The organism is Paenibacillus sp. ACRSA (assembly GCF_022346845.1).
Taxonomy (GTDB): Bacteria; Bacillota; Bacilli; order Paenibacillales; family Paenibacillaceae; genus Paenibacillus.
The window spans coordinates 1-16230 of the sequence record NZ_JAKRNP010000002.1 but is presented as its reverse complement, the minus strand read 5'-3'; the positions used below and the strand labels follow the sequence as shown (position 1 = coordinate 16230).

General features: G+C 42.6%; 14 protein-coding genes. 10 read left to right on the top strand and 4 right to left on the bottom strand.

Going from position 1 to position 16230, the window contains the following annotated elements:
- Positions 1-283 precede the first annotated feature (283 nt).
- The 4 genes from MH215_RS04965 (at position 284) to MH215_RS04950 (ending at position 3966) form a co-directional block, all read left to right on the top strand.
- The gene (locus MH215_RS04965; protein WP_239288731.1) at positions 284-1735 is read left to right on the top strand and encodes an amino acid ABC transporter substrate-binding protein/permease; all 1452 of its coding nucleotides are present in this window, start codon (positions 284-286) and stop codon (positions 1733-1735) included.
- Positions 1728-2456 (top strand): amino acid ABC transporter ATP-binding protein, encoded by a 729-nt coding sequence (locus MH215_RS04960; protein WP_239288729.1) that lies wholly within the window; start codon positions 1728-1730, stop codon positions 2454-2456. Before MH215_RS04965 ends, MH215_RS04960 begins: the two co-directional genes overlap by 8 nt.
- 87 nt (positions 2457-2543) lie before the next feature.
- Positions 2544-3191, top strand: coding sequence for a hypothetical protein (locus MH215_RS04955; RefSeq protein ID WP_239288727.1), 648 nt, complete (start codon positions 2544-2546; stop codon positions 3189-3191).
- A 139-nt stretch (positions 3192-3330) separates the two neighbouring features.
- Positions 3331-3966 carry a hypothetical protein gene (locus MH215_RS04950; RefSeq protein ID WP_239288725.1) on the top strand — a complete coding sequence of 212 codons (636 nt, stop codon included), beginning with the start codon at positions 3331-3333 and terminating at the stop codon, positions 3964-3966.
- Between the two features lie 87 nt (positions 3967-4053).
- On the opposite strand, the gene MH215_RS04945 is transcribed toward MH215_RS04950, so the two are convergent.
- The 3 genes from MH215_RS04945 to MH215_RS04935 all read right to left on the bottom strand — a co-directional run bounded on the left by MH215_RS04945 (position 4054) and on the right by MH215_RS04935 (position 7162).
- Positions 4054-4884, bottom strand: a complete 831-nt coding sequence (locus MH215_RS04945) for a carbohydrate ABC transporter permease (protein WP_056691626.1) — start codon at positions 4882-4884, stop codon at positions 4054-4056.
- Position 4885: 1 nt separating this feature from the next.
- Positions 4886-5758: a carbohydrate ABC transporter permease gene (locus MH215_RS04940; protein ID WP_239288724.1), complete on the bottom strand. Its 873-nt coding sequence runs from the start codon at positions 5756-5758 to the stop codon at positions 4886-4888.
- 93 nt (positions 5759-5851) lie between these two features.
- On the bottom strand, positions 5852-7162 hold the full coding sequence (locus MH215_RS04935) for an ABC transporter substrate-binding protein (RefSeq protein ID WP_239288723.1): 1311 nt from the start codon (positions 7160-7162) through the stop codon (positions 5852-5854).
- Positions 7163-7362: 200 nt separating this feature from the next.
- On the opposite strand from MH215_RS04935, the gene MH215_RS04930 reads away from it, so the two are divergent.
- The 6 genes from MH215_RS04930 to MH215_RS04905 all read left to right on the top strand — a co-directional run bounded on the left by MH215_RS04930 (position 7363) and on the right by MH215_RS04905 (position 15352).
- A complete protein-coding gene (locus MH215_RS04930) occupies positions 7363-9132 on the top strand; it encodes a sensor histidine kinase (RefSeq protein WP_343224521.1) in 1770 nt (589 codons plus the stop codon).
- A 19-nt stretch (positions 9133-9151) separates the two neighbouring features.
- Entirely contained in the window at positions 9152-10672 is a 1521-nt protein-coding gene (locus tag MH215_RS04925; RefSeq protein ID WP_239288721.1) for a response regulator, read from the top strand.
- Between the two features lie 140 nt (positions 10673-10812).
- The gene (locus MH215_RS04920; RefSeq protein WP_239288717.1) at positions 10813-12870 is read left to right on the top strand and encodes a beta-galactosidase; all 2058 of its coding nucleotides are present in this window, start codon (positions 10813-10815) and stop codon (positions 12868-12870) included.
- A gap of 187 nt (positions 12871-13057) precedes the next feature.
- Complete coding sequence (locus MH215_RS04915; protein ID WP_239288716.1) at positions 13058-13534, top strand: DUF2975 domain-containing protein; 477 nt, start codon at positions 13058-13060, stop codon at positions 13532-13534.
- A gap of 11 nt (positions 13535-13545) precedes the next feature.
- Complete coding sequence (locus MH215_RS04910) at positions 13546-13761, top strand: helix-turn-helix domain-containing protein (RefSeq protein ID WP_239288715.1); 216 nt, start codon at positions 13546-13548, stop codon at positions 13759-13761.
- A 196-nt stretch (positions 13762-13957) separates the two neighbouring features.
- Entirely contained in the window at positions 13958-15352 is a 1395-nt protein-coding gene (locus tag MH215_RS04905) for an ATP-binding protein (RefSeq protein ID WP_239288713.1), read from the top strand.
- A 180-nt stretch (positions 15353-15532) separates the two neighbouring features.
- Here MH215_RS04905 and MH215_RS04900 read toward each other — a convergent pair whose 3' ends face one another.
- Positions 15533-15910 carry a hypothetical protein gene (locus MH215_RS04900; RefSeq protein ID WP_239288711.1) on the bottom strand — a complete coding sequence of 126 codons (378 nt, stop codon included), beginning with the start codon at positions 15908-15910 and terminating at the stop codon, positions 15533-15535.
- Between the last annotated feature and the right edge of the window lie 320 nt (positions 15911-16230).

The following is a 16230-nucleotide window of genomic DNA, read 5'->3' as shown; positions in this document are numbered from 1 at the left end:
AAGGCGAACTTAAACGCCTTCATACTTTATATTGTTCCCTGTATATGAAGCCTTCATATAGGTCAGATTAACTTTACTTGAACCATTTGGTCAGCCATGATGTAGAAATGCAGTTGTTAACATACGATCAGCTTTTGAAAACAACAAATACTTAAAATTTTATTTTCTCAATATAAAATAATATGTATAATGGGCAATACGTCTGACAAAAAAAGTGTAACACTGATACCAACTCCAATGAATAATAAACATGATTCGGAGGAGACCGAGAAGAGGAGGACATATGAAAACAACGAAGGTCTCATTTTTTGTACTTACCCTGATTTTGCTCCTAGTGACAGGGTTATCTGGATGGGCAGGGGGAGCATCCGCAACAGAAGCGAATTCAGGCAAAACTTATGTCATCGGTACAGACATTACATTTGCCCCATTTGAATTCCAGGATTCGAATGGCGATTTTGTAGGTATTGATATGGATCTAATGGCCGCCATTGCCAAGGATCAGAATTTCAAGTACGAGATCAAGGCTCTCGGATTTAACGCAGCCGTTCAAGCGCTTGAGTCGAATCAAGTTGATGGCGTCATCGCAGGGATGAGCATTACGGACGAGAGAAAGAAAGTATTTGATTTCTCGGAAGCTTATTATCCATCAGGTGTCGTTATGGGGATTAGCGCGAATAACGATACAGTGAAAAGTTATGAAGATCTTCGGGGACAAAAGGTTGCCGTAAAAACGGGAACGGCTGGATATAACTTTGCTGAATCCATCGCCTCCGAGTATGGCTTTACCATTGTACCTTTTGAGGACTCTGCACAGATGTATCTGGACGTAATAACAGGTAATTCTATTGCATGTTTCGAGGATCAGCCTGTTCTTGCTTATGGGGTTAAACAAAATAATGGATTGAAAATTGTAACCAAGAAAGAAGAAGGAGACTCTTACGGATTTGCGGTAAGTAAGGGTAAGAACCAAGAATTGCTTCAGATGTTTGATGCAGGACTCGTGAACATCAAAGCAAGTGGTGAGTATGACCAAATTTTGGAGAAATATGTTGGTGACAATGCTCCAACTGCTGGAGAAACAAGCCGGTGGGAGAATGTTCAGAATTCACTGCCAGCTCTGTTCAAGGGGTTAGGGAATACATTATTGTACACGATTGTATCTCTGTTCTTTGCCTTTATCATTGGTCTGATCTTTGGATTTATGAAGGTAGGACAGAATAAGATCCTTCGTGGAATTGCAACCGTTTTTGTTGACGTGTTCCGTGGTATTCCATTGATTGTTCTGGCTTTCTTTATTTACTTCGGGATTCCACAAGCATTCGGTTTTACGATGCCACTGTTCTTGGCAGCCATCCTAACACTTAGTTTGAACGCAGGAGCTTACGTAACCGAAATTATTCGGGGCGGGATTCAATCGATTGATCCAGGACAGCTGGAAGCAGCTCGTTCATTAGGCCTGCCTTATCGTAAGGCAATGATGAAGATTGTTATTCCACAAGCAATTCGAGTGATGATTCCTTCATTTATCAATCAGATGGTAATCACATTGAAAGATACGTCGATCTTGTCTGTTATCGGTCTTGTTGAATTGACTCAGTCGGGTAAGATTGTTATCGCTAGAACGTTTACCTCTTTTGACATCTGGTTAACGGTTGCGGTTATGTATCTGATTGTTATTATCACATTGACCAAAGTTGCTGACTATCTGGAGGTGAGGGTTCGCCGTGGGTAAAATTAGAGTTGAAGGATTGAAGAAAAGCTTCGGAACGAATCATGTTCTGAAAGGAATTGATATGTCCGTCAATGAGGGTGAAGTTGTATGCGTCATTGGACCCTCTGGATCAGGCAAAAGTACGTTTTTGCGTTGCATTAACCAGCTAGAAGAAATAACTGAGGGTCGAGTGATTGTGGATGATCAGGATCTCAATGATTCCAGAACAAACATTAATAAGGCGCGTGAAAATATCGGTATGGTATTTCAGCACTTTAACTTGTTCCCTCACTTTAATGTACTGAAAAATATTACGTTTGCACCAAGAGAACTTGGTTTATTAAATGAAGCTCAGGCACGTGATACGGCGCTAAAATTATTAGACCGTGTAGGGTTATCAGATAAAGCGAACAGCTTCCCGAGCCAGCTCTCTGGAGGTCAGAAGCAACGTGTGGCCATTGCTCGTGCGCTTGCTATGACGCCAGATGTGATGTTGTTCGATGAACCAACTTCGGCGCTTGACCCTGAGATGGTTGGTGAGGTGCTTGGTGTAATGAAGGATCTCGCTCGTGAAGGTATGACGATGATGATCGTTACGCATGAGATGGGATTTGCACGTGAAGTAGCCGATCGGGTGATCTTCATGGACGGTGGTTACATCGTAGAAGAAGGAAGCCCTGAAGAAGTGTTTGGGAATCCTAAGAATGAACGTACAATCAGCTTCTTGGAAAAAGTGCTCTAATATTATAATGCTTAACCTTCAAGACATTGCTCTTGAAGGTTTTTTAATATGAAGATAACATAATGAAGAATGGGGGACGCAAGTCAGATGAACTTATTTTATATCCAGTCAACTATACGTGGTATGAGCCATGTAGCTTCATTTTTAGAGGATAACTTTATTGGTATGACATGGCCTGGTACAGGAGATTTGGAAGAGATGTCACCAGAGGAATGGAATGAGCGGTTGAGGGGACATTACAGGTTAGAAGACACAGAGCTAGCAGGTGTGATGAAGGATCTTCATGCGTTTGTACATACCATGCAAGATGGGGACTACGTTATTATAAAGGATGATGAGTGGGCATATGTAGGAGATCTGGGCGATTATTACTACGATGATTCCTTGGGAGTAGAAGAAGACTTCATATGCCACCGGCGAGGTGTTACCTGGCTGGGAAGGATACCCTTGGAGGATTTAAACGACAAAGTACAAGCCCTAATTCATCAGGCTGCTCCGCTGGCTCAATTTGAACATCGAGTATCACAAGCACAGTTAGATCGTTATCTCACAGATATGAGTGAACCAACGGAAGGAACGGAGGGAACGGAAGGAAAGAGCTCTCCGACTACGAAGGTCAATAAAGCTACAATTGATGCAGCTCTGCATGTGATGAGACAAGCTTTAGACAGTGAGGATATCAACATACGTGTTCGTGCAGCGGAGGCGATCTTACAATATGCCAGATCGCAATGATTGAACTTGTACAGACTGAATAAATATGGTCGTTTGGAGCAGTTCGTGTAACTATGCTGTGATTCAATGCGTTTATTACTTGTAGGGGCGAGATATGACAAGCATTATGAATCCAAACGTACAAGGAGAACCGCATTATATGAAGAAACTTTCCCATGGTATTTTATCTATCTGTGTAAGTGGAGCTGTACTTCTGTCAGCATGTGGGCATACAGATGACCCTGAGCGTACGACGATCGGTGAAGCAATCAATGGATCGAGCCCGAATACTAATCAGGTACCATCTACTCAAGAGGAGCCGATGAATGCAATCACGACATCCACGGATGCCATCCCTGATTCGGAGCAATTGATTGATCCAGCGCATAAGGAGATCAGTGACATCACTGTAGAGGATTTCAAGCAAGGTGTGTTCATCGATTTTGATCAGTATAAACAAAGCTTCTTCGACGATGAGATCATATCCAAATTCAAGGGGAATATCGAAGCTGTAGTGGAGAAAAACCCAGAGAAATTCAAGGAGAATCTGAATAAGGACTCCGCAGCAACTAATAAGTACCACTCCTACTACATTAACGAAAGTGAAAAAGGGAAAGAATTTATGTTTTATGATCTCGATATCCTTGAGAAAGTAAACATCGATGAACGTGAACAGATTCGAGTCGGTGTGCGTTTTGCCCAGAAGAGTTCGGATGGACGTATCGACAACACAGGAATCACGTACTTTTTCACGAAGAACCAAGATGGTGAATGGGGTATTGAGAATATAGACTAATAGAGACCATGAGATGATTCATGGTCTCTCCATAACCTACTAAAGATTGAATATTAAATTAGTCTCGATTTCATAATGACGTTGAGGTCAACCTTTAACTGCACCAGCCGTTAATCCGCTGACGATATATTTTTGGCCAAACAGATACAAGATGAATACAGGCAGTGACGTAAGTACAAGATTAGCAAAAATTAAATTCCAATCTCGGCTGTACTTGCCGTAGAAGTTATAAATCGACAGCGGCATCGTCCACGTCGAGCTGTCTGTCAGGAAGTATACAGGAATGGTAATATCATTCCACACCGACATAAATACCATAATAGCAACCGTAGCATTAACAGGTAGGATTAGCGGCGTGACGATGCGAAAGAACACACCGAACACACTTGCTCCTTCCAGAAACGCTACCTCGTCCAGCGCTCTTGGAATTGTTTTGATAAAGCCACTGTACAAGAATACACTAAAGGCTGTATTGAGCGCGGCATAGATCAGAATAACGCTTGTGATACTGCCATAGAAACCTAATCCCTGAACCACTCGAATCGTTGTAATGATCGACATCGGAGCTATGAGACCCATGAAGAAATACATATAGAGCGTACCCGATAATTTCGTTTCCCGACGTGCTAGGATGAATGCTGCTGCCGAAGAGGCCACGATGTTGATGATAGACGATATACCTGTGATCCAGATACTGTTGAGAAATGCCCTGGATAGACCGCCTTCTTGGAAGACTCGAACATAGTTTGAGAACTGCCAAGTGTCAGGTAAATGCAGAGAGAAGCTGAGCACTTCAGCGCTGGTTTTGAATGATCCGAGGATCAGGATGACAAGCGGCAACAATACGATCAGGGAGGCCAGAATGAGGAACCCTTCCACGATATAATTGCGGATGGCAAGTTTGCGTGTATAGCCCATCTTATTCCGTAACCTCCTTACGCCGCATGAAAATCAATAGCGGTATAGCGATAATGGTAACAACCACGAATAACAGTGTATTCACTGCGGTACCTAGACCCCAGTTACCTTCACCGAAGGCACGCAGAATGATCGTACCTACAACCTGTGACGCATTACCTGGTCCACCGCCAGTCATGACGTATACCTCGGAGAACACTTTCAGACCACCAATCAATGTTAACATCAGGTTAATGTTAATCGCTGGCAGGAGAAGAGGCAGTGTAATTTTGAAAAAACTTCTCCATGAGCTAGCCCCATCAATCTTGGCTGCCTCGTAGTATTCCTGAGAAATAGACTGAAGACCGGCCAGATAGATGGCCATCTGGAATCCTGCGCTCTGCCAGATCGACACGATCGCAATGGTCCAGATCACAATGGATGGGTTCGTGAGCCATGCTTGGCTTAAGGAGTGCAACCCGACAGCCTCTAGCAACTGATTAATTGTACCTTCGGTGCGAAGCATAGGGGTAAACAGAATGCTGATTACAAGGATGCTGAGTATAGAAGGCGAATAGAAGATGGCACGAAGCAAGTTTTTGGTCCGCAGTCGCATATTAAGACCTACTGCGAGCAACAAACCAATAACGTTTTTGCCGACCACTGTAACAATAGCGAAGATCGCCGTATTTTGCAGTGCCAGGATAAGTGTTTTGTCAGAGAAAATTTTCTTGAAGTTATCCCAGCCGATGAAAGTCAGCTCTAATCGATCCAACCGCCAGTCCGTGAACGAATAATAGAAGCCCGCAATGGCAGGTACAACGAAAAAGATAGAGTAAATGATCAGTGCGGGAAATATCATGTAGTACGAATATAAATTTTTGGTTCTTTTCATATCTCACGCTCCGTTATAGCCAGGCAGCATAACCTCTGATCGGTTTCATACGACCCTGTCATACTGCCCTATATTTCAACAATGGTGTATTTCTTAGAATCCAGCTACACCTTTATCCTGCATCAATTGGCTGAATTTCTCATCCCATGATTGCAGTACTTCTTCTGGCGTTAAGCCACCTGCGAATTGATCTTGCAACAAACGGTACAGTTCGCTGCGATCCACTAACATGTATGCATCTGTCGTCAGAACTGTTTTCTTCGGCGTAATATAGTTGTCTACAATATCTTGTTTGTATGCCGGCAGTTCCGGTGTTGTCACATCATTGAAGTTTGATACATAGCCTTTGGAATCTACGATCTGTTGAGCTACATCTTTGGAAGCGATAAAGTCGAGGAACTGTTTAGCCTCTTCCAGATGTTTGGATTTCTTCGGAATAAATAACTGTCCGCCCAGTGGACTTGCCCCTAGACTTGCATCCTCAGTCGATGGAATCGGGAATACACCTAGCTCCATACTTGGATCCTGCTCAGCAACGCCTTCAATCAACCAATCACCCATAAACATCATAGCCACTTCTTTGTTCAGGAATTTACCCACGGCCATATCATAGCTGTCGCTGAGCACATCGGTGTTGGTGTACCCCTTGGTGTACACTTCGTACTGCTGTTCCAAGAAGGTCTTGAATTCTGGAATGTCAGACCACTTCTTCTTGTTGCTATTCAGGTCATCAAAAAAGGTCGGTTCATTCTTCGCTACAAAATCAGCAAAAGCGGCAGCAGGCCAGATGTTGGCAGCCCAAGCATCCTTGTACGGCATGAATACGGGTGTAATGCCGCTAGCTTTGATTTTTTCGCAGACCGCGAGAAACTGCTCATAGGTGGTTGGGATTGTTATACCAAGTTCTTCAAAAATCTGTTTGTTATAAACGACGCCTTGCATCCCCGTATCTTGGCTGACATGGAAGCTGTAGATGTGACCACCAGCCGAAAGTACATCCTTATTTACAATACGGCTCGCCCATGGCTCGTCATCGAGAATCTCGAAATTGCGTTCAAGATTAAGATCGGTCACTGCACTCGCTAGATTGTATTGGATGATATCTGGCGTTTCGTCTACCGCAAGTTTTGTCTGAAGCACAGTAGTTGTCTGCTCTGCAGGGATTAATTGTAGATTGACGCGTACATTCGTCTGCTTCTCGAACTCATCAAGGATATCTTGTTGGATAAAGGCTGAATCCTGAGAGCTCTTGGAAATGGCTAATTCCAGTGTGACCTTTGCTTTATTGTCCCCACCTGACGAACCTCCCGTACTGGAATCACCAGCTCCACAAGCGGTTAAAGAGATGGTTAGTAAACTAGCCAGCATCATCGTAGCTACCTTTTTTCGTTTAAGTATCTTCAATGTGAATCCCCCTCTATTACATATGATTGAATCCGTTTACATCCCCGATTATAAATTTTTCCTTCCCCTAGGTACATGTCTGTGCTTGAAGGTTGATGTGTAATATCCTGAACTTGAAATCGCTATCATTTCATATAATCCCATGATACAGTTAAGCGTGAACGAATGAAGGGACATCTAGATGTGAAAGGAGAATCGCAATGAAAATGACAAAACTCATACGTAGATCCACGCAATTCAGTTTGCAAACCAAGGTTTTTCTAACTTTTTTGGCATTACTTTTGTTTGTTCTATGTTGTTTTCTTGTATATGTTAATGTCGTTGTCATTCGCCCGCTGAAACAAAAAACAGTGCAGGATACACTGGTGACTACGACTAAAGTGAGAGAACAAGTAGATCTGTACATGGATCAACAGAATCAGCTCTCGCAGCGGATCTTGTCCAGCAAAGACATCTTTGCCACGATGGACAAGAGTTCTTCAGCACATAGTGATTACGAGCGGCTGAAACAAATTCGGAAGCTTAAAGATATTATTTTTCAAGCAATCGGGCCGAGTATGAATATTAAGGACATGTCCATATATGACAAGCAAGGTATACTTCTTACGTCATACTTAGGTTCAGGTCAACCGCCAGTATCTATTCACACATTGCTGGGAGATAGTAAGGTTGGACGAGGGTGGGTAGGAAGCGGCTTTGTTCTACTCCGCCAAGGAGATACGATCTCATTTGTTCGTACGGTAAATGATCAGAATGGTAAAGTCTACGGTTATCTGTGCATCCAGATGGATCAAGGGGTGATTCAGAGTTTTACCGAAGGCATCTCAGCCGGTGAAGTTTATATCTTGAACCAGCAAGGGGAACAGATGACAGGTATTGAGATTGGAACCAAAGGGATGCAATGGACAAAGCCACAATTGGAGGAGGGACTGGAGGTAGATGAACTTAACAATTACATCACGTACTCCACATCTCCTAGCACCGGTTGGATTACATATATTGTTACGCCTAGCAAGTCGGTATTTGGTTCGATCCAGAAGGTTCAGACCATCTCGATTATGCTGATTACAGCATTAATGCTTATTTCTTTCGTCTATATTTACTTATCTACTCGCAATCTATTGCTTCCAATCCGTAAACTTCGCAGTCAAATTTGGCGTATCAATTACAGCAATCTCAACCTAAAGGTTGATGATCGGCCCAAAAACAATGATCTCCTGTTGCTGAATGAAGCATTCCAGGATCTAATGGAACGGCTACAACAATCGATTGACCGTGAGAAAACAGCGTTGCATGAAGAGGTAAAAGCAAGAAATTCAGCACTTCAAGCTCAAATAGCGCCACACTTTATCCATAACGTTCTTTATTTGATCAGCATTGCTGCTCAAGAGGGCAAAACAAAGGTGGTGTCGGATATGTGTAAGCATCTGTCAGAGAGCCTGCGTTATATCGTATCTTCTCCTTACGCACATGTGACCTTATCCGAAGAACTTGAGCATACAAGACATTATCTATCACTGGTTCAGCAAAAATATGAAGACGACCTGGAGTGGGATATCGATGCGGATCTATTAGCGAAAGAGGTCCGTTTACCACGCCTGGTCATCCAGCCTTTTGTAGAGAATTGCATTGAACATGCCTTTTGCCATACATCTCCGCCATGGCATATCCAGATTACGGTGAAGCAATATAACGGCTTATGGGCGCTAGAGATCAGAGACAATGGAGACGGCTTCACGCCTGAGAAGATTCAAGAGATTCTCGCGAATATTCAGCAATCCCGCTCGGGAACCAACATGATGAATAACCAAGAGACCGCACTTGGCAATATGGGTATTGTTAATAGCGTTAATCGGCTCAAACTGATGTATAGCAACCGGCTATTTTTTAATATTTTTAACAATCAAGGGCATGGAGCAAAGGGAGCAACGATTCAAATCATCGGCTCGTTAACCAAGGACTTTTATTAAATGGGGAGGGCAGACACCAATGTATAACGTTATGATTGTCGAGGATAGTAAACCGATATTGCGCAATATCAGAACACATCTGGACACATTGAACTTACCGCTTCGAGTGACGGCTACGGCAACCAACGGAGAGGAGGCACTGGCGATCATTCGGCAGGAACCGATTCATCTGTTGTTAACGGATATTAGAATGCCTAAGATGGATGGCTTATCGTTAATTGAGCAAGCCAAGCTTGCGAACCCCTATCTCAAGGTGGTGTTGATCAGCGGCTACAGCGATTTTGAGTATACACGCAAAGCATTGAATCTGCAGGTGTTCGACTATTTATTAAAACCTATAGAGCGAGAGGCATTGGAGGAAGTGATGGGAAGGATCGTGGAGCAGCTTGATCGGGTCATATCCAGAAGCTTACAAGAGTTGCAAGAGATCGTTGACCCAGAATGTTATGCTGAACTTACGTTTGGCGAGGAATTCCCGCTTTACTCTCATATGATGATCATTCTACGCAAGCAACCTTTCAGTCTGGGAATGGATCGTTGGACTTCGGAGACGTTAGAGCGAAGTTTAGCGGAGTTTTTCCGTGCTCAGCCATGCCGGATATTACTCACACAAACTTCGTACCAATATATTATTTTGGCTAACAGAGGAGCACTGGATTGGTATTCTTCCATGCATGAATGTCTTGAATCATTACGGCGGCATCTGTATGAAGAGGGGCTGGATGGAATCATAGGGGGACAGCTGATGTCCGCTGATGTGGATCAGTTACCCGAGCTCTATTACCGGATCACTTCAATATTAACGACCCAGCAGCGATTAAAGCATGGGCTAGCGCTGGATACGGGAAATCCCGTCTCGATGGCAAGATCAGAAACAAGCTGTATGGACTCCTTGTTAGAATCTACTTTTGTTCATATGATGCAAGCTTGTCGGAAGGAAGCATTTGCGCTCAAGCTGTCTGAACTGATGAATCGTTGGGCTGAGGAGAATGTACATTGGACAGAAATTGACCGTTTTGTAGCACTTGTGGTGGACACCTTCGCACATCTCTATGAGGAACGAGGATCAGGCATGCGATTAGCTTTGGAGCTTAGAGCCAAACAGTTACTTGAAGTGAAGACGTATGAGGACTTTGGCCGTGAGCTACTTGAATGGACAGCTCAATGCTTCGACATGCTGCAATCCCAGGGGCGAAAGAGTGGTGAGCTGCTGTTCGAGCAGATTGATGAATACGTAAAAACGAATCGTTATGCCTCGTTATCCATAAGCGATATTTCAATGAAATTTCATGTCAGCCCTTCATATATCAGTAGGATCATTAAACAGGTCACACAACGTACTTTCGTACAATATTATACCGAACTTCGAATGAAGGAAGCTTGCAGATTGATGGCTAGTCAACCCGACATGAAATTCAAAGAATTATCGGAGCTGTTGTCGTTCAGCGATCAGCATTATTTCTCCAAAGTATTCAAGGAATATACAGGCGTTAGTCCGACGGAATATAAGGAACGCTTGCTTAGCACAAATCCCGAATGACAATGCAGTGATGAATACACAGAAGTATTTCGTGACCAAATGCCTTGAAATTTGGATAGAATGCCTTAATATTAAATAAGGTTCAATAGTTAAATGGTTTGTTAATAAATATAGCAACCTGGTTAAGGGAGACTGATATTATGCGAAATGCATTGGATCTAAAACAATTTTATATGGGAGCTTGTTACTATCCTGAGCATTGGGATGAATCGTTATGGGCAGATGATCTAGGAAGAATGAAGGAAATGGGCTTTGATCTGATTCGAATCGGAGAGTTTGCATGGTCTATTTTTGAGCCACAGGAAGGGCAGTTCAGTTTCGAATTCTTCGACCGCTTTCTTGAGCAAGCGATTACATTGGATATGAAGGTGATTATGGGAACACCGACTGCTACGCCACCAGCATGGCTTACACATAAGTATCCTGAAGTGTTAAACGTCTCAATGGAAGGCACTACATATCATCATGGACAGCGCAGACACTATAATTATAGTAGTCCTATATATTTAGAGCTTTGCGCGCGGATTACAAGAGAAATGGCTCAGCACTACAAGGATCATCCTGCGATTATTGGATGGCAGATTGATAATGAACTGAATTGTGAGACAAACGTATTTTATGCAGGAGCGGATCATCTTGCATTTCGGCGGTGGCTGCAACAAAAATACGGCACATTGGAAAGCCTGAATCAAGCGTGGGGTACAGTCTTTTGGAATCAGACGTATGATCATTGGGATCAGGTGCACCTCATTCGTCCAACTGTATCCGATTCACCTAATCCACATCAGGCATTGGACGAGAAACGCTTTATTTCGGATAATACGATTTCATTTGCAAAACTCCAAGGTGACATTCTAAGAGCAGAAGCACCTAACCAATGGGTTACAACCAATGGCCTCTTTGGGCATCTAGATAGCCACCGAATGTCCGATGAGATTTTGGATTTCATGTCGTATGATTCTTATCCGCAATTCAGCACCATCTACCCTGATTCGGGAGAACAGCCATTGCTTGATCGGAAATGGAGCCTTTCCCTGAGCAATGTCAGAGATATATCACCGAATTTTGCTGTACTAGAGCAGCAATCGGGTCCTGGTGGCTGGGTGAACCGAATGCAAATGCCATCCCCACATCCAGGGCAAATGCGTTTGTGGACGTATCAGAGTATTGCTCATGGTGCTGATATGGTATTGTACTTCCGCTGGAGAACCGCTACGATTGGAACCGAAATATATTGGCATGGAATTAATGACTATCATAATCAGCCGAATCGTCGGGTTGCAGAAGCTGGGCTTGTGGGTAAGGAATTGCAAAAGGTGGGAGAACGTATTGTTGGCAAGCGTTATGTTGCGCAAGTAGCCATGCTGCGTGATTATGACAACGAATGGGATGGAGAGCTGGATCAATGGCACGGATCATTAACGAGACCAAGCGAGTTAAGTTGGTTTAAAGCGCTTCAATATGCACATATCCCAACAGACGTAGTGACCGTTCGTCCTGGAGCTGAAACAGAACAACTGCAGGATCTTACCAAATATCAGGTGTTAATCTACCCTCATCCTGCTATTTTACGAGAGGATACAGCCGCAATGCTTCAGAAATATGTAGAGAATGGTGGGTCGGTTGTATTTGGTTGCCGGACAGGGTATAAAAATGAGTCTGGTCATTGCCGTATGCAGCCGTTGCCAGGTCCCGTTGCAGAACTTAGTGGCATACAGGTTGAGGATTTTACAATGGTTAACGGCACAGCTAGTCCAGTTAGTGTACAGCTGAACCAGCATACGAACCTGTTTGACGCTCCAAGTTTCAATGATATCCTGCGGGTACACGCAGATACAGTTAAAGTCTTAGGTACGTATGCTTCTAGTTATTATAAAGGTAAACCAGCACTAACGGTTAATCAGGTTGGTGAGGGCAAGGTTTATTATTGGGGAGCTGCCTTTGATCTGTCCATAGCTGCCCAGTTGTTAAGTGAGCTTCAGATTGTGTCTCCGCTCAAAAACTGGTGCGAGCTACCTGATACGGTTGAGGTCGCTATACGTGCAGATGATCAGGAAGAACTCGTATTCTTACTGAATTACAGTAGTGAAGAAGCCGAGATTAAACTCCATATGCCAACAGAAGAGTTGCTTCAAGGCAGCCAGCTTCAGGGGACGGTTACACTGGAGCCTTATGGAGTATGGGTGCTGAAAAAATAAACATCCTAATACCTTGAAGCAGATCAAGAGCATTTCTTATGATAAGAAATGCTCTTTTTGTGTTTTGGTGTGAATAGTGAGTATAAGATAATAACAACAATAATATAATGATGTATAATAAATATTTATTGTAAAACGATAAATTAGCTGTTACATTTAGAATATAATTTTGTGTGAGGTGCTTAAGATGAAACGAGGATCTACTTTTTTGTTGAAGATTGCTGTTTTTTTTATTGGAATGCCGGCGCTTGCTCTATGTGTACTAGGCATACCTTGGTTAGCTAACCACCCTGTGAATCCAGTCTATGCCGGGTTACTGTATCCTATTTTAATCATCTTGTTCGTAACATTAGTTCCATTCTTTGTAGCGTTGTATCATGCATTCCGCCTTCTGATTTATATTGATAAAAATAATGCGTTCTCGAACAACTCTGTGCTGGCTTTGAAGAAAATAAAATTTTGTGCAACTATAATTACCGCATTGTACGTCGTCATACTACCATTCGTTTTTCTCGTAGCAGAGAAAGACGATGCTCCAGGACTCATTATTATGGGCTTGGTACCGATTTTCGCTTCGATGGTCATTGCCATTTTTGCTGCAGTTCTACAAATGCTTTTACAAGAAGCGATCGAGATCAAATCAGAGAATGACTTAATTATTTGAGGTGAAATAGCATGGCCATTATAATCAACATTGATGTCATGTTGGCAAAAAGGAAAATGAGCGTAACAGAACTTTCTGAGAAGGTTGAAATTACCTTGGCTAATATGTCTATCTTAAAAAATGGTAAGGCAAAAGCGATTCGATTATCCACTTTAGAAGCCATTTGTAAGGCGCTAGATTGTCAGCCGGGTGATATATTGGAATACCAAGCTGATGAAGACGAATGAGAAATGTATGCAAATAAAAAATAGAAAATAGTGCTTTAAGTATTTGGAGGATGATCCCTATAATATTAGGAATCATCCTTTTTTTTTAGTATGGAAATGCGATATATCACCTAAATGAAGTGAAAATCAATTAGACGCATCTTGTTTTATCCTCTATAGTAGTAGATAGTAATGACAAGCATTAAGGAGTCCTTATATGAGCAAACAAGCCATTCCTTTGAATTCGTTGACTGAGGTCACGAACGGGGGACATATTATTTATTTTTTTGAGGATTTCAATTGTTATGTTGATAATGCCGTATCTTACATCATGACAGGGATCGATCAAGGCCATCATATATTACTTATTGAGCAAACTGCCACATACCATAAGATTCTGCATAAGCTTATAGGAAGTGTACCTCATGATCAGCTTCAATATCTTCATTATGCTAACAATATAGAATACTATGGAGAACATGGTAATTTCGAATTCCAACACATTCTTTCCCATTTTGAAGATATCATGGGCGACATACAGGAGCAAAACAAACCTATTCGAACGTGGGCAAATGTGATGACATGGGGAGATCATCCGGAAAAGCAGATTCTAGATAATTTAGTCACCTATGAACGGCAAACGACATGCGTTGTTCAAGACTATGGAATGTTATCGGTCTGTGCGTACAATACGGAAATGATCTCTTCTTCTGTACAGACTAAATTGATGAGAGAACATGAATACATGATGACAGATCTGGAGTTCGTGAAGTCACCTCTGTATCATTACAAAGCTTCGGATGACGTTATTTTTCCGTCGTTATCGGTACAAAGCCAGTTGTTGGATGAACAAAAGCATCTGATGATCGAAAAAGAAGCCGTTGAAACGGCTAGCCAAGTTAAAAGTGATTTCATTACAACGATGAATCATGAGATTAGAACACCAATGAATGGATTGCTGGGCATCTCGGAATTGTTAGCAGCTACGGATCTGAATGCAGAACAAAGAGAGTATGTCACCACGATACAAAGCAGCGGGAAGTCTCTACTTCGTATCGTAAATGACATCTTGGATTTTAATAAGTTGGAATCTAGCTATGATCAATTACTGATTGAGCCTTTCAATCCTCGTGAATCCGTTAAGGAAACATTAGATATCCTTCATACCGCCATCTCGGATAAAAATCTTCAAGTGAATATTTCCATGGATACTCGAATTCCGCAGATTGTTGTTGGAGATGATGGTCGATTCAGACAGGTATTGCTGAATTTATTAGGAAATGCCGTGAAATTTACACCGGCAGGAAGCATCGACATTGATGTTGTGCTTCTGAATACCGATGACAACAAGCTTAAAATGCAAGTCACCATACAGGATACGGGGACTGGAATCCCCCAGGACAAGCGAAGCCAGCTGTTTCTACCTTTTTCCCGAGTGGATAACAGTATTACCCGACGAACAGAAGGAACAGGTCTTGGGTTAGCGATCTGCAAACGGATCATCGAGCTGATGAATGGGGAAATACGCTTAGAAGATGAGCACAAGGACATCCCAGGTACCACAATCACGTTTACAGCGGAATTCAATGCATATCTTGAGGTTGATCTCTGAACTGGCACCACCATACTAGTTTAATAGAGGAAAGGCAGTCGTTCTTAAAGAACGAACTGCCTTTTTGTTTGGTGATGAGGCTCATTGCGACGCTAGTTAGAGTGTTCGTTTAAGATCAGCGAGTGTGATTTTCGGAATTATAGGAGAGTTGGCTGCACCTATTAAAATGGGATTCTGAACTTAGATCAGACGGTAGCCAGGGGGCAAGTTGCCTGTACGTCTAATTTTGCGAATCTGAGCCAGTGTCAGTCGCTCATTGGAAGCGATTAGAGATTCAACATCCCCTCTGCGCAGAAAATCATCCAATTCTCGAATGCTGCGGTTGCCACGCAGTACAACGAAATTATCTCTGAAGCTAGAACGATCGAACAAGACAAGAGTTGCGTTCGGATTGGTAGAGAAGAAGCGCAAACTCTCAATACCTGTCAGGACTGAATCAATATCTCGAATGCCAAGGTTGCCACGGTAGACTCTTCTTAATCCCCTGAAATTCTCTTCACTATACACGGTTAAGCGGGGATAGATGATCTGAGAGATTGAAGCATTTTTGTTAGTCATATTGAATACCTCCTTAACATAGTAGGCACGCATCCTGGATATAGGAGATGCCATGAGACATCCTATGTAAGTGAGATGACAAACGCGTGGACGAATCTAACCTGTCAAAAGCATAGAGAAAGATAGAGTAATAAACTTAGAGTAGTGATTGTTAACAACATAATTATTATGTAAACTACTATTAATATTTTTATTATACATGACGGATTGTAATATGAAGTGCGACACCTACTGAAAATAAATAAAAAAGGGCCCATGGCCGGATTCGTGTAGAATGAAGGTTCCTACACCACATTCACACAAGGAGAATCCACCATGAG

Excerpts from the sequence above, each read along its gene's own strand:
- MH215_RS04965 (WP_239288731.1), top strand. The coding sequence starts at position 284 with ATGAAAACAACGAAGGTCTCATTTTTTGTACTTACCCTGATTTTGCTC.
- MH215_RS04955 (WP_239288727.1), top strand. The coding sequence starts at position 2,544 with ATGAACTTATTTTATATCCAGTCAACTATACGTGGTATGAGCCATGTA.
- MH215_RS04950 (WP_239288725.1), top strand. The coding sequence starts at position 3,331 with ATGAAGAAACTTTCCCATGGTATTTTATCTATCTGTGTAAGTGGAGCT.
- MH215_RS04945 (WP_056691626.1), bottom strand. The coding sequence starts at position 4,884 with ATGGGCTATACACGCAAACTTGCCATCCGCAATTATATCGTGGAAGGG.
- MH215_RS04940 (WP_239288724.1), bottom strand. The coding sequence starts at position 5,758 with ATGAAAAGAACCAAAAATTTATATTCGTACTACATGATATTTCCCGCA.
- MH215_RS04930 (WP_343224521.1), top strand. The coding sequence starts at position 7,363 with ATGAAAATGACAAAACTCATACGTAGATCCACGCAATTCAGTTTGCAA.
- MH215_RS04925 (WP_239288721.1), top strand. The coding sequence starts at position 9,152 with ATGTATAACGTTATGATTGTCGAGGATAGTAAACCGATATTGCGCAAT.
- MH215_RS04920 (WP_239288717.1), top strand. The coding sequence starts at position 10,813 with ATGCGAAATGCATTGGATCTAAAACAATTTTATATGGGAGCTTGTTAC.
- MH215_RS04915 (WP_239288716.1), top strand. The coding sequence starts at position 13,058 with ATGAAACGAGGATCTACTTTTTTGTTGAAGATTGCTGTTTTTTTTATT.
- MH215_RS04910 (WP_239288715.1), top strand. The coding sequence starts at position 13,546 with ATGGCCATTATAATCAACATTGATGTCATGTTGGCAAAAAGGAAAATG.
- MH215_RS04905 (WP_239288713.1), top strand. The coding sequence starts at position 13,958 with ATGAGCAAACAAGCCATTCCTTTGAATTCGTTGACTGAGGTCACGAAC.
- MH215_RS04900 (WP_239288711.1), bottom strand. The coding sequence starts at position 15,910 with ATGACTAACAAAAATGCTTCAATCTCTCAGATCATCTATCCCCGCTTA.